Source organism: Butyrivibrio sp. AE2032, from assembly GCF_000702965.1.
Genome location: NZ_JNLF01000004.1, coordinates 745,974 through 760,331, shown reverse-complemented (window position 1 = coordinate 760,331; position 14,358 = coordinate 745,974). Strand labels below are relative to the sequence as shown.

The 14,358-nt window shown below is 48.6% G+C and carries 17 protein-coding genes; all 17 read left to right on the top strand.

The window, feature by feature from the left end; translation table 11 throughout:
- Positions 1-16: 16 nt before the first annotated feature.
- The 17 genes from metA to BO18_RS17340 all read left to right on the top strand — a co-directional run bounded on the left by metA (position 17) and on the right by BO18_RS17340 (position 14,352).
- Positions 17-991 (top strand): homoserine O-acetyltransferase MetA, encoded by a 975-nt coding sequence (metA, locus tag BO18_RS17420; RefSeq protein ID WP_051688888.1) that lies wholly within the window; start codon positions 17-19, stop codon positions 989-991.
- Positions 984-1,868 carry an NAD(P)H-hydrate dehydratase gene (locus tag BO18_RS17415; RefSeq protein WP_034448386.1) on the top strand — a complete coding sequence of 295 codons (885 nt, stop codon included), beginning with the start codon at positions 984-986 and terminating at the stop codon, positions 1,866-1,868. Before metA ends, BO18_RS17415 begins: the two co-directional genes overlap by 8 nt.
- Positions 1,868-3,016, top strand: coding sequence for an alanine racemase (gene alr / locus BO18_RS17410; protein ID WP_034448385.1), 1,149 nt, complete (start codon positions 1,868-1,870; stop codon positions 3,014-3,016). Before BO18_RS17415 ends, alr begins: the two co-directional genes overlap by 1 nt.
- Positions 3,017-3,118: 102 nt before the next feature.
- Positions 3,119-4,429, top strand: coding sequence for a preprotein translocase subunit SecY (locus tag BO18_RS17405; protein WP_034448382.1), 1,311 nt, complete (start codon positions 3,119-3,121; stop codon positions 4,427-4,429).
- A gap of 14 nt (positions 4,430-4,443) precedes the next feature.
- Entirely contained in the window at positions 4,444-5,097 is a 654-nt protein-coding gene (locus BO18_RS17400) for an adenylate kinase (protein ID WP_034448379.1), read from the top strand.
- 19 nt (positions 5,098-5,116) lie between these two features.
- Complete coding sequence (gene map, locus BO18_RS17395) at positions 5,117-5,887, top strand: type I methionyl aminopeptidase (RefSeq protein ID WP_034448377.1); 771 nt, start codon at positions 5,117-5,119, stop codon at positions 5,885-5,887.
- A complete protein-coding gene (infA, locus tag BO18_RS17390; RefSeq protein ID WP_034448376.1) occupies positions 5,887-6,120 on the top strand; it encodes a translation initiation factor IF-1 in 234 nt (77 codons plus the stop codon). Before map ends, infA begins: the two co-directional genes overlap by 1 nt.
- 207 nt (positions 6,121-6,327) lie before the next feature.
- Positions 6,328-7,104: a hypothetical protein gene (locus BO18_RS17385; protein WP_051688887.1), complete on the top strand. Its 777-nt coding sequence runs from the start codon at positions 6,328-6,330 to the stop codon at positions 7,102-7,104.
- A gap of 200 nt (positions 7,105-7,304) precedes the next feature.
- The gene (gene rpmJ / locus BO18_RS17380) at positions 7,305-7,418 is read left to right on the top strand and encodes a 50S ribosomal protein L36 (RefSeq protein ID WP_028507119.1); all 114 of its coding nucleotides are present in this window, start codon (positions 7,305-7,307) and stop codon (positions 7,416-7,418) included.
- A 216-nt stretch (positions 7,419-7,634) separates the two neighbouring features.
- Positions 7,635-8,003 (top strand): 30S ribosomal protein S13, encoded by a 369-nt coding sequence (gene rpsM / locus BO18_RS17375; RefSeq protein ID WP_034448374.1) that lies wholly within the window; start codon positions 7,635-7,637, stop codon positions 8,001-8,003.
- A gap of 16 nt (positions 8,004-8,019) precedes the next feature.
- Positions 8,020-8,409 (top strand): 30S ribosomal protein S11, encoded by a 390-nt coding sequence (rpsK, locus tag BO18_RS17370; protein ID WP_034448372.1) that lies wholly within the window; start codon positions 8,020-8,022, stop codon positions 8,407-8,409.
- A 45-nt stretch (positions 8,410-8,454) separates the two neighbouring features.
- On the top strand, positions 8,455-9,054 hold the full coding sequence (gene rpsD, locus BO18_RS17365; RefSeq protein WP_034448370.1) for a 30S ribosomal protein S4: 600 nt from the start codon (positions 8,455-8,457) through the stop codon (positions 9,052-9,054).
- Positions 9,055-9,099: 45 nt separating this feature from the next.
- Complete coding sequence (locus BO18_RS17360; RefSeq protein ID WP_034448368.1) at positions 9,100-10,050, top strand: DNA-directed RNA polymerase subunit alpha; 951 nt, start codon at positions 9,100-9,102, stop codon at positions 10,048-10,050.
- A 20-nt stretch (positions 10,051-10,070) separates the two neighbouring features.
- Entirely contained in the window at positions 10,071-10,592 is a 522-nt protein-coding gene (rplQ, locus tag BO18_RS17355) for a 50S ribosomal protein L17 (protein ID WP_034448366.1), read from the top strand.
- Between the two features lie 116 nt (positions 10,593-10,708).
- Positions 10,709-12,517: an ABC transporter ATP-binding protein gene (locus tag BO18_RS17350; protein ID WP_051688886.1), complete on the top strand. Its 1,809-nt coding sequence runs from the start codon at positions 10,709-10,711 to the stop codon at positions 12,515-12,517.
- Complete coding sequence (locus BO18_RS17345) at positions 12,507-13,316, top strand: energy-coupling factor transporter transmembrane component T family protein (RefSeq protein ID WP_034448363.1); 810 nt, start codon at positions 12,507-12,509, stop codon at positions 13,314-13,316. The genes BO18_RS17350 and BO18_RS17345 overlap by 11 nt, the downstream gene beginning before the upstream one ends.
- A 58-nt stretch (positions 13,317-13,374) precedes the next feature.
- Positions 13,375-14,352, top strand: coding sequence for an ROK family protein (locus BO18_RS17340; protein WP_034448362.1), 978 nt, complete (start codon positions 13,375-13,377; stop codon positions 14,350-14,352).
- Positions 14,353-14,358: the final 6 nt, after the last annotated feature.

Sequence of the window (14,358 nt, the reverse complement as noted above, 5' to 3'; positions counted from 1 at the left end):
ATAAAGGAGGCATGTAATGCCTATCAGAATAGCTAACAATCTTCCGGCAAGGCATATCCTTGAACAGGAAAGAATATTCGTTATGGAGGAAGACAGGGCCCTGACCCAGGACATACGTCCGATCAGGATCGTGATCCTCAATCTCATGCCCGATAAATCGGTCACAGAGACACAACTCCTCAGGGCTCTTTCAAATTCGCCGATCCAGGTCGATGTCGAGCTCCTGTTTACGAGAACGCACCAGTCGACTCATACGCCGGCCGAGCATCTCATCAAGTATTACAGAACATTCCCCGAGATCGAGAATGAGTTCTTTGACGGCATGATCATCACCGGAGCTCCCGTTGAGAAGCTTCCGTTTGAAGAAGTTGACTACTGGCCCGAACTGGTCGAGATAATGGAATGGAGCAAGACACATGTCTATTCGACGCTTCATCTCTGCTGGGGTGCATTTGCCGGACTCTATTACCATTACGGCATCCCGAAGATCGTTCTGGACAAAAAGGTCTTCGGTGTTTTCGAGCATTCGATGACATGGAGCAGGCCGGTAAAGCTCTTCAGGGGTTTTGACGACATCTTCTATGTTCCGCATTCCAGATATACGGAAGTAAGGCGCTCTGATATCGAGAAAAGGAAGGATCTGAGGATCCTCTCAGAATCTGAAGAGTGCGGTATCTATGCGATTTCCGATCTTCACGGCAGGCAGTTCTTCATAACCGGCCACTCCGAATACGACAGGGATACCTTGGACAGGGAGTACAAGAGAGATCTTAAGGCGGGTCTTGGAGACGTCGATCTTCCGAAGAACTACTATATCGATGACGATCCTGAGAAGGGGCCTCTCCTTAAGTGGAGGTCATCTGCGACATTGATGTATACGAACTGGCTCAACTACTACGTATATCAGGAGACGCCGTTTGACATCAACTCGATTAAGACGATACGCAACGAGGACCTGATCCCGAACAGAGACCTGGAGAAAAATGGCTGACATTATCCCGATTGACAGAGAACTGATATCAGGATTTGAACCTGCAAGGACGGAGCTTGGACATAAGTACAGTTTCGGTACTGTCCTGGTATGCGCGGGTTCGAGATACATGAGCGGAGCAGCTGTCCTGGCGACGGGTGCGGCTTTAAGGTCGGGTGCGGGACTCGTAAGGGTATTCTCGGAGGAGAAGACTCTGGACGCGGTAAGATACAACGAACCGTGCGCTCTCCTAGAGCCGAGACCTGACAAGACCGCGGATCTTTTGAGAAAGGCATCGGATCTCTGCAAAAAGTCCGGGTCCGTTCTGATCGGGTCCGGCATGCCCTCGGATCTCAAGGATATGGAGGCGCTGACATCTGTGTTTCTGGAGGAGGCGCAGAACCTGGTGCTCGATGCGGGTGCATTTTCTGACAGACCGGATGTGCAGGACAGGCTGAAAGAACTGCTTAGAGCAAGGGCGATACCTGCAGTGCTGACACCCCACACGGGTGAGTTTGCGAGACTGACCGGGATTTCTTCACGGGAAGTTGCCGGCAGGCCTGAAGAACTTGCCGCTGATTTTGCCGAAGAAAACAACTGTATCGTGATCCTTAAGAGTGCTATAACAGTTATTGCCATTCCTGATGGCAGGGTATACAGGCTCGCAAGTCCGAACAGCGGATTTGCTAAGGGCGGCTCGGGAGATGTCCTGGCCGGTCTGACAGCGGGATTCCTCGCTCAGGGAATGGAACCGTATAAAGCGGCATGTTCTGCCGTGTTTATACATTCGAAGGCCGGAGAAGCTGCTTTTGATGATATCGGGATAAGGGCAGTCCTTCCGTCCGACCTAATAACTTATCTGCCTGAAGGGTATGAGGAAGCCGGGTGGTTACGATAATGACAGACTATTCTACGGGTACGGACAGCATATTCGACAGATCATGCGTCGAGATAGATCTTGATGCTCTGAAGCACAATTTCGAGCAGATCAAGAAGGCGACCACTCCGGGTACGGACATAATGGCCGTCGTAAAGGCTGACGCATACGGACACGGGGCGCTGGAGACGGCGAAGACCCTGATAGACAGCGGAGCCGCAGGACTCTGCCTTGCGACCATAGACGAGGCGGTCGAGCTCAGAAAGCACGGAATAGACGTTCCAATGATGACACTCGGATATACCGATCCGTCAAGATTTGCCGATGCGGTCAGATACGATGTTGAGCAGGCGGTCTATTCTTTCGAGATCGCCAGGACACTCTCGGATGAGGCCGTCAGGAAGGGCAAGACACTGAAGATCCACGTCAAACTCGATACCGGCATGGGAAGGATAGGGTTCAAGACTGACGGCAGCGAGACTGATGAGATAGTCAAAGCGTGCCGTCTGCCGGGCCTGGAGCCTTATGGCGTTTTTTCACATTTCGCAGTTGCGGACACAGATGACGATGAATACACGGAGCGTCAGTTCGGTCTGTTCATGGACCAGATCGATGCCCTGGAAAAGAGTGGCATTCACTTCACCAAGAGACATATATGCAACAGCGCCGGGATACTGAGATTCCCCGGGATGCATCTTGATATGGTGAGAGCGGGCATCATACTGTACGGACTCATGCCGCCCGGATGCCCCAAACCTGTTGTCGACGTCGATCTTAAGCCTGTCATGAACTGGTATGCAAAGGTGATCCATGTCAAGACGGTTCCTGCAGGAAGCACCATTAGCTACGGAAGGCACTTTACCGCCGGACGTCCCACTGAGGTCACGACTGTCGGTATAGGATATGCCGACGGATTGTCCAGAAGGCTCTCAAACGGGTTCGAGCTCATTATCGGAGGGAAGAAGTGTCCGATAATAGGCAATATCTGCATGGATATGTGCATGGTAGACACCACGGATCTGGAAACAAGACCTCAGATCGGTGACAAAGTTACGGTGTTCGGCAGCACGAGGTCTGCGGATGAACTGGCCGATGCGCTGGGTACCATCAATTACGAGATCACGTGTGATGTCGGTAAACGAGTCAGAAGATTGTATATAGGAGGCTGATCTGACCGCTTTCCTGTTTGTTGATATTCTCGGTGAAAAAAGCGCAGATATGCGATATAATACATACGCTTTATTTATTAGTATCAAGGAGAATGTCAATTAATGGGCACTTTGAAAGACAGCTGGAACTCACCGGAGATAAAGAAGAAACTCCTTTTCACGTTCCTTATCATATCCGTTCTGAGTCTGCTTACGATCATTCCGATCCCCGGTCTCAACCATTACACAGCAATAAACACTATCCGTGAATGGGGGAGCTTGGGAACGATCCTTAACACTCTTTCCTGCGGTGCTCTTTCGAATGCTGCGATAACCAGCCTCGGCATTTATCCTTTTCTCGTTGCATCCATCATAATGCAGATCCTTACCCTGGCCATCCCGAAGCTCAGGAACATGGCCCAGATGGGTGAAGAAGGAACCAAGACAGTTACCAAATATACAAGGATCGCTTCCGTTGCAATGTCAGTTATCTTCGGTGCACTCTACTGCATCGGAATGAAGAATGCCGTAACCTCAAAGCTCAATTTCTGGCTGGCGATAGTCCTCTGCGGATTAGCCGTAGCCATCGGAAGCGCTTTTTGCGGATGGTGTGTGGAACTCCTTAACAACAAGGGCATCGGCGACGGTCTTACGATCATCATCGTTGCAGGCATTATCCACAATATCCCCCGTGATGTCGTAATGCTCTATTTCGATGCTGAGAGCGTAAATGTATATCTCGCACTCGGTTTCATGATCCTCGGCATCTTCCTCATGATAGGTATGCTCTTCCTCGTCCTCCTCATCAACATGGGCGAGAAGAAGCTCAGGATCATCTTCTCAAAGAGAACGGTAGGCATGAAGCAGTTCGGAATGCAGAATATGGTGCTCCCGCTCAAGGTCACACAGGCAGGCATAATGCCGATCATTTACTCAATGACCATCATCCTTCTCGTTCCCTCCATCCTCACCATGATCGCTCCCGAATCAGAAAATATCTGGTTCACAGGCGCAAAGAATTTCCCGACAAGTGCCGCATTTATTCCTTTGTATGTGGTACTGGTCGTTGCTTTTGCTTTCATCTTCTCGATGATGCAGTTCAATCCTTATGAGATCTCTTCACAGATCAAGCAGAACGGCGGTTACATCCAGGGTGTCAAGCCCGGAAAGCCCACGGCTCAGTACCTGATGTCAGTATTCAGCAATCTTAACAGCGCTGACTGTGCTTTCCTTATCCTGGTATCCATCGTTCCGATGATATTGAACTTCATCCCGTCGGTAAACGGCATCGCTTACAGCGGCGTTGGTCTCATCCTCATTGGCGGCGGATTCATCGAAATGAAGACTCTCCTCGACAACGCTCTCAAGGCTGAGGAAGAAAAACTCAAGCTTGCCGGCAAAGACAAGAAACGTAAGAATTACAACAAAAAGTAAGGGAGGAAAAACATATGAATCTGATCATCTTAGGCGCACCCGGTTCCGGCAAGGGAACATCAGCAACGGTTTTAAGAGAGACATATTCTCTCGCTCATATCTCCACAGGCGATCTTTTCAGATACAACATCAAAGAGAATACTCCTCTCGGAATAGAAGCTAAATCATACATGGATAAAGGCGCTCTCGTTCCTGATGACGTTACTATCAGGATGGTTGAAGACCGTCTTAACAACCCTGACTGCGAGAAGGGATACATCCTTGACGGTTTCCCGAGAAACATTGCTCAGGCTGAGGCTCTCGACAAGATGCTCGCCGCTAAGGGTTCAAAGATCGACGCTGTTGTATATGTAAAGTGCGATGACGATATCATCATGGACAGAGTTACGACAAGACGTGTCTGTGAGAAGTGCGGCGCAAGCTTCAACGTCAAGTATATGCCCACAAAGGTTGAAGGCATTTGCGATGTCTGCGGCGGAAACGTGGTTCAGAGATCCGACGATAACCCTGAGACGGTTGCCAAGAGACTTGAGACTTACAGGATAAATACCCAGCCGCTTATCGACTTCTACAATGAGAGAGGCATTATCGTTGAAGGCAATAATAATGTCGATTCAAAGACCTGCATCAGTTCCATCGAAGCAGGACTTAAAAACCTGGGACTCTAATTAGAAAAAGGTGTAATAGATGGTAGAGATACTTACCGATGAAGAATTCGAGAAGATGAAAGCGGCAGGAAAAGTCCTGCAGCACGTCTTCAAAGCATGCAGAGACGAGATCAGACCGGGCATCTCCACACATGATGTCGACAAGCTCTGTTATGACATTATCAGGAGTTATGACGCGATCCCGTCCTTCCTTAACTACGGTCAGCCCCCGTTCCCCGGAACGATCTGCGCTTCCGTTAATGAGGAGGTCGTTCACGGCATTCCCAGAAAATCCAGGATACTTAAAGACGGAGACATCATCTCTGTCGATGTCGGAGCCATACTCGACGGGTATCAGTCTGACGCATGCAGAACATACCTGGTAGGCGAGGTTGCTCCTCCGGTGAAGGCTCTTGTTGAGCGTACAGAACAGTCTTTCTGGAAGGGTCTTGAGTTTGCCAAAGTCGGCATGAGAACGGGCGATATCGGACATGCAGTACAGGAATTCTGTGAAGGTTTCGGTTATGGCGTCGTAAGGGAACTTACGGGTCACGGTATCGGAACGACAATGCACCAGGATCCTGATGTTCCTAACTACGGAAGACCGGGTCACGGATATAAACTGAAAAAAGGTATGGCAATCTGCATCGAACCGATGATAACATTAGGAACACGTGAGATTGAGCTTTTGGGGGACCAGTGGACGATAGTCACACAGGACGGCAAGCCTGCAAGCCACTATGAGAATACGATCTTAATTACGGATGAGGGTCCGTATCTTACAACTTATGACTATGAGGAGGGTTATTGATGGCGAAGGAAGATGTTATTGAAGTATTGGGAGTAGTTGATGAGGCATTGCCCAATGCGATGTTCAAGGTAAAGCTCGACAGCGGACACGTTGTTCTTGCTCATTTGTCAGGAAAGCTCAGACAGAATTATATCAAGATCCTTCCTGGCGACAAAGTAACGATGGAGATCTCGCCTTATGACCTTTCACGCGGCAGGATCACATGGAGAGGCGAGAAGAAGCCGAAGCAGTGATCATTCTGATCCGTTTCAATATTTAAAACCATATGCGTACTAAAATACAATCTGTATATTAGTACGTATTTTTATTCTTATATAAATTTTTCCTTTGATGTCCGATTTTGCCAAATCTGTGATATACTCACCGCTGAAATATTTGGAGATACAAAGAGCATCTATCAGAAGGTATTCGGGCTTTTGTATTGAGAAAGGAACAATGAAATGGCAGAAGAAAACAAAACAAACGATGAAAAGAAGACCGAGGGCAAGAAGTCATTCCTTAATGAAAACACACTTGAGATAATCACGGTTGTCCTGCTCGGTATAACGGCACTGCTCACGGCATGGGCAAGTTACGTAGGTTCCATTCACGGAGGCAACCAGGCAACTAACTATGCTACGAGCAACAATCTTTCCAGTGACGGCAATGCACTCTACAATTCAGCAGTCCAGACACTTACGCAGGATATGTCTGTCTGGAATACCATCCTGGATTATGATATCGAGATCCTGTATGCGGATTCCGTAAATGATACCGAAGCGGTCGAAGCTTATGTCTGGAAACTTCAGTGGTTCTGCATGGACAATCTCACGGATGATATGGCAGAGATGATCGGTTATGACCAGATTGCTTTTAATGACGGCGTAAATGATACGGCAGATATCCTCGACTGGCTCAACGACGAGAGCGGCAATGCTCTTGAATCACCTTTTACTGATGATGCTTTTGTTCAGAGTTATTTCGATGAATCAAATGCCAAGCTCGATGAAGCACAGGCTGTTTTGGAACAGGGACAGCAGGATAATGCAAACGGCGATAAGTTCTCGCTCGTTACGGTAATCTACAGCGTAGCGCTCTTCCTGCTCGGCATCGTCGGTGTATTCAAGAATCAGACAAACAAGAAGATCGTTCTCGCGATCAGTCTCGTATGTCTTGTGATCGCCGTTATCTTCATGGTAACGATACCTCTTCCAGCATCCGGAGGAATCTTCGGTTAAGTGGATAAGGCATTAACTTGATGCTATAATGGAGCCGCCTCCGGGCGGTTCTTTTATTTGGCGGGCACATGTTTAAAAAGTGCCGCGCAGATGAAAATTTCCAGTTGAAAACCGTATCGATTCTGCTATAATAGTTCAGCATGCGCTCACAGGGCGCCTGTATTTGTTGTGGAAAAATATCAGCAACAGGAGGTACTAACATGAAAGTACGACCGTCAGTAAAGCCGATGTGCGAGAAGTGCAAGATCATCCGCAGAAACGGCAAGGTAATGGTCATCTGTTCCGACCCTAAGCATAAGCAGAGACAGGGTTAAGACATTTGACGGGTCTTCAAACAGTACGGAATTAGCCCCGTACGCCAAAAAAGAAGACCGCGGGATAATAGCTCCTTCCCGCACAAGTACTATTAAAAAAGTAATCATATTTATTCACCGTTACCGAGAGGGCGGCTGCTCCCTAACCCGGAGTTCCTTGACTTACGCGTGTCAAATAGAGATTAAAACACTTTATCCAATACGGAGGTACATTAAATGGCTCGTATAGCCGGCGTAGATTTACCGAATGATAAGAGAATTGAAATCGCTCTTACGTACATTTACGGAATCGGAAGAACAAGTGCGGATAAGATCATTGCCGATACAGGCATCAATCCGGACACACGCGTCAAGGATTTGACAGAAGATGAGGTTGCGAAGATCCGTGACCAGATCGAGAACAATTATAAGGTAGAGGGTGACCTCAAGAGAGAAGTACAGTCCAACATCAAGAGACTTACAGATATCGGTTGCCTTCGCGGACGTCGCCACAGACTGGGACTCCCTGTAAGAGGCCAGCGTACAAAGACTAATGCTCGTACACGTAAGGGTCCGAAGCATACAGTTGCTGGTAAGAAGAAGTAAGGTGAGGTAAGTCAAAATGGCACAGAAAAAAAGCTTAAGACCCAGAAGAAGTGAGCGTAAGAACGTCGTAGACGGTCAGGCTCATATTCACGCTACATTCAATAACACAATCATTACAATTACCGATAAGCAGGGAAACACAATTTCCTGGGCTTCTGCAGGTATGGACGCCAAGGGTTCACGTAAGGGCACGAGCTATGCAGCTCAGGTTGCTTCCGAGAAGGCTGCTAAGACAGCTTGTGATCATGGCATGAAGACTGTTGATGTTTATGTCAAGGGACCCGGATCCGGACGTGAGTCCGCAGTAAGAGCCCTTGAGACAGCAGGCCTCAGAGTCACAATGATCAAGGACGTAACACCGGTTCCGCACAACGGATGCCGCCCTCCCAAGAGAAGAAGAGTTTAATCTTCTCTCGGCAGAATACTTAGTTTAGAAAAGAGGAATATAGCAATGGCTAGAGATATGACACCTGTCCTTAAGAAGTGCAGAGCCCTCGGTATTGAGCCTGCTTTCTTGGGAGTAGAGAAGAAAGAATCCAAAAAGCACGGTGCATCCAGACCTCGTAAGATGAGCGAGTATGGTATGCAGCTTAAGGAAAAGCAGAAGGCAAAGTTTATTTACGGCGTTCTCGAGAAGCCTTTCAGAAATTATTATGAGAAGGCTCAGAAGCTCAAGTACGGTACAACCGGTGAAAACCTCATGATCCTTCTTGAGACAAGACTCGACAACGTTCTTTTCAGAATGGGTTTTGCCCGCACAAGAGATGAAGCCAGACAGATCGTAAGCCACAGAGGAGTAAAGGTTAACGGCAAGATCGTTAACATCCCTTCTTTCGCAGTTAAGGTTGGCGATGCAATCGAGATCAAAGAGGGCGTTAAGAGTTCTCAGAGATTCAAGGACATCATCGAAGTTACAGGTTCCAGAGCAACACCTGCATGGGTAGAAGCTGACAAAGAGAAGCTCAGCGGCAAGATCCTTGCAATACCTGCAAGAGATCAGATCGAAGTACCTGTAAACGAAGTTGCAATCGTCGAGTTGTATTCTAAGTAATACCATCCGGATCGCAAGATTTAGAATAATCTAGGAGGAACAAACATGATGGAAATCAGCCAGCCGACCGTTAAGTGCGTTGAGACCAACGAGGATAAGTCCTACGGCAAATATACCATCGCCCCGCTCGAGCGTGGATTCGGCACGACACTCGGAAACTCACTCCGCAGAGTGCTTTTGTCATCGCTTTCCGGCGCGGCAGTAACATCTATCAAGATCGAGAAGATTAAGCATGAGTTCTCCACTGTTCCGGGTATCATCGAGGATATGACGGAGATTATCCTTAATATCAAGGGTATCCGCGCTAAGCTTCACAACGAGTCCAACATCGTCAGCATCAGCGTCGCCAAGGGCAGAACCGGCGAGCTTACAGCAGGCGATATCGTACATGGACCCGAAGTTGAGATCATGAATCCTGAGCATGTTATCGCTCACCTCAACGGCAGTGATGACGTATTCATGGAATTCACACTCTCAAAGGGCCGCGGATACAATACATCAGAGCAGAACAAGCCCGCTAAGCAGGTTATCGGTGTAATCCCGATCGATTCCATCTTCACACCTGTTAAAAAGGCTAACTACAAGGTCGAGAACACACGTGTAGGTGCAAGAACAGACTACGACAGCCTTACGCTCGAGGTCTGGACAGACGGCACCATCGACGTTGATGAGGCTCTCTCTTCAGCAGCTAACTGCCTGATCGAGCACCTCAAGTTCTTTACGGCTCTTGCTGATACTGATTCAGCTCCGAGCTTCAAGAACATCGAAGAGAGCGGTGAGCATGATTCAAAGCTTTCCGGTGTTATTGAGGACATGGATTTCTCTGTACGTACTTACAACTGTCTCAAGAGAGCACAGATCAACACTGTAGGCGATCTCGTTGCCCGTTCAATGGACGAGATGATCAAGGTAAGAAACCTTGGTAAGAAGTCCCTCGAAGAGATCATCGAGAAGCTTGAAGACATGGGTCTGCACTTGAGAGAAACTGAAGATTAAGGTTATTGGAGGATATATAAATGCCTAACAGAAAATTCGGCCGTGCTTCAGATCAGCGTGCTGCTATTCTGAAGAATCAGGTCACAACATTGATCATAAACGGTAAGGTCGAGACAACCGTTGCCCGTGCTAAGGAGATCAGCGCTATCGTTGAGAAGCTCGTATCTTCCGCAGTTAAGGAAAGTGACAACTACACAACAAAGGAGATCACTGTTTCCGCTGCAAAGATCGACGGTAAGGGCAAGAAAGTCTTGAAGACAAAGACAGCTAAGAGCGGCGCTAAGTATGAGGTAGTCGATCGTGAAGTCAAGACAAAGACAGTTCAGGTTGACAATGCTTCACGTCTCGCAGCAAGAAAAGCAATGATCAAGTGGGTTAACAAGAGCCACGATGCAGAGGGAAATATCATCAATCCCGTTAACAAGATCTTTGATGATATCGCTCCCAGATATGCAGGAAGAAACGGTGGTTACACAAGGATCATCCGTCTGGGCGCAAGACGCGGCGACGGTGCAGAGATGGCTATCCTGGAGTTCGTGTAATAAATACACAAACAAAGCCGACAAATTGAATTGTTAATCAGTTACGGGGAAAGGTTTACATCTTTCCCCGTTCTCTTTAAAATGTTGCTACTAAAACAACGAGCGGGGTAAAAAACTTGCCTGATGACCCTAACAGAATAGAGATCAAAGATGTGAGTTTCTCATATGATGTCTCTGATGAGAATTCATCGGGAGCGCCGAGGCCTGCTCTTGACGGCATTTCCGTCACCATCGGGAAAGGTTCATACACGGCGTTCCTGGGAAGCAACGGTTCCGGCAAATCAACGCTCGCTAAGATAATAGACATATTGGAAGTGCCCGATTCAGGACGGGTCGTGATCTTCGGCAAAGATGCCGGAGATGACGACCTTTTCTGGGATATAAGGTCACAGTGCTGCTGTGTTTTTCAGAATCCCGATAACCAGATTGTCGGTACAATGATCGAAGAAGACGTTGCATTTGGTCCTGAAAATCTCGGGGTACCGAATCCGGAACTCAGGGAACGTGTCGATCAGGCATTGAAGGATGTCGGTCTCTATGAGTTAAGACACAGGGAGACCATGGCCCTGTCAGGCGGACAGAAGCAGAAACTCGCAATAGCGGGAGCTCTCGCGATGCGTCCCGATATCCTTATCCTCGACGAGGCAACGGCGATGCTGGATCCCGCGAGCAGGGACGATTTCCTCGCTCTTGTTGAGAAGATGAGGATCGAAAAGGGTCTTACGCTCATTACCATCACGCATGACATGACGGAAGCATTGAGATGCGACAAGCTCGTCATCATTAATAAGGGAAAGGTCGCAATGGAGGGCAGCCCCGAAGAGATCTTCATGTCAGAAGACCTCTGGCAGTATGGGCTTAAGCGTCCGGTCAAATTCAATTTCGCGTTCGAGATCGCGAAGCTTACGGGAAATAAACTCACAAAAGAAGACCTGAGGTCCGATGAGGCACTCCTCGAAAGGCTCACATCGATGCTCGGAAAGCCCGGGATAAAGATGCCTGACGCCATCCCTGAAGGGAAAAAACATGCGGATGACCACGAGATCATAATGGAAGTAAAGGGTCTCTCGTATTCATACGACGGAAACGAGACCAAAGCCATCGACAATATAGATCTGGATATCAGAAAAGGCGAGGTGCTCGGTATCGTCGGCGACAGCGGATGCGGAAAGACGACCCTGATATCGCACATGAACGCAATAATAAGGCCGGTTACGGGCGATGTTATCATCCATACGGAAGACGGGGATCTTTCCTGCAGGAACAAAAAAGACACCATGAAGATAAGACAGAATGTTGGTCTTGTCTTCCAGTATCCCGAATACCAGCTTTTCGAGGAAACAGTATATAAAGACATCTTGTACGGTCTGAAGAAAATGAATGTCTCAAAAGATGAGCAGAAAAAGCTCGTTATGGAGGCTGCCGAAAAGGTCGGGCTTAAGGAGCGGGAACTGAACGCAAGCCCGTTTGAATTATCCGGCGGCCAGAAAAGACGCGCCGCAATGGCCGGTGTTCTTGTCATGAGACCGAAGATCCTGGTGCTCGATGAGCCCGCGAGCGGTCTCGATCCCCGCGGAAGACAGGAGATGTTCGCCATCATCAAAGGACTAGCGGAGAGCGGCACGACGATCATCCTCGTATCACACAACATGGATGAGGCGGCAGTAAACTGCGATCGCATATGTCTCATAAAAAACGGTAAGATCAAGGCTGTCGGAACACCGGAAGAACTGTTCGAAAAGGACAGATCGGAAGAATTGGGTGTTCAGATGCCGAGGATAACAAGGTTTTCGGATCTGCTCAGGGCAAGGCTTGCGAATGCCTGTCCCGGCATAACATTCGAAGGAAGATATTTCGAACCCGAAAATGAAGCACGGGTAATAGTCGCGGCAGCAAGTAAAGCAGGTGGTTCCGATGCTCGATAAGATAAGCATAGGCAGATACTATCCTGCACATTCATTCCTTCATGATACGGATCCTAGGATAAAGACGATCCTCTATGCCGTCTATCTCGTTGCGATCTTCATGATAAAGGAGCCTCTGGCGATAGGCATACTCGCCGCGATAGTCATAGTCCAGCTGATACTGGCAAAGGTGACTCCGGGGATACTGTGGTCGACCGTAAAGCCGATGATCCCGCTGGCTCTGTTTATCTTCATCATCAATGTCCTGACGATAAGGCAGGGTGATGCCATCTTCTCATGGAAGATGATAACCGTTACCTGGTACGGGATAAGCCGTGCCGCGATAATGTCGGTAAGACTTATTTTTCTCATAGTATCAACGAGTGTTCTTCTGACACTGACGACCACTCCCCTGAAGATGAGCGATGCATTGGAAAAACTCTTTGCGCCGCTTCAGATAATTAAGATACCCGTCCACGAGATGAGCATGATGATGTCCATCGCCATAAGGTTCATACCGACGCTGGCTGCGGAGACCGACAAGATAATGAAGGCCCAGCAGTCCAGAGGAGCGAACTACGACACCGGCAGCTTTATCAACAAGGTCAGGGGATATATCACAGTCCTTATCCCTCTGTTTGTTTCGAGCTTCAGACGTGCCGATGAACTGGCTATTGCCATGGATGCAAGATGCTACAGGGGCGGAAAGGGGAGGACCAAACTGAATCCCCTTAAGATGACCTTAAGGGATGTGCTTACGGGTATAGTATTTACACTGTCTGCAGTACTGGTTGTTGTCATTGATTTGTCTTTGAGATAAAACTGCTGCTGTGATAGAATTCTAGTTGCTAATTGCAAGAGAAAGGTTGGGTTTTCGAATGGGTTATTATTGCGGAATCGACTTGGGCGGCACAAACATCAAGGCCGGTATTGTTGACGGAGAAGGAAAGCTCCTTAACAAATTGTCGATCAAGACAAATGCCGAGAGATCTATGGAAGAGATCATACATGACATGGGTCAGCTGGCTTTGGATGCCATCAGTGATGCAGGCTTTGAGGTGAAGGATATCGAGGCGATCGGCATCGGTTCTCCGGGAACTCCCGATAACGATGCAGGACTCCTGGTATACTCGAGCAATCTGCCCTTCAATAAAGCTCCGATGAGAAAACTCATCAGGGAAGTCGTAGACCTCCCGGTATATATCGATAACGACGCTAACTGTGCGGCCATGGCCGAGGCGGTTGCGGGTGCGGCTAAAGGCGCTAAGGATTCCGTTACCATCACTTTGGGAACCGGAGTCGGTGCGGGCGTCATAGTCGACGGAAGGATCTTCTCAGGATTCAATCAGGCCGGTTCCGAGTTCGGTCACACGGTACTCGTATCCGGAGGCGTACAGTGCGGATGCGGCAGAAAAGGCTGCTTCGAGCAGTATGCTTCTGCTACGGCTCTGGCCAGAATGACAAGGGAAGCAGCTGAAGCTCATCCTGAATCACTCCTTAACAAGGTAAAAGAGGAAGAGGGCGAATGGAATGCACGCATCGCTTTCGTGGCAATGCGTGAAGGCGATAAGGTCGCAGCGGAAGTGGTAGACAGCTACACTTCTTATCTTGCTGACGGTCTCGCCAATGCAATCAATGCATTCATGCCTGAGGTACTGGTTGTAGGCGGCGGTGTATGCAACGAAGGCGATCCGCTCCTTATCCCGATGCGCGAGAAGACCATGTCCCGTCCTTATTTCGGACCGGGAGTTCCGAAGACACGCATCGAACTTGCCCAGATGGGCAACGACGCAGGAATCGTAGGCGCCGCAATGATGGGCAAGTCCTGCGTTGATGACGGTAAAAACGGCAAGTAATGCCTT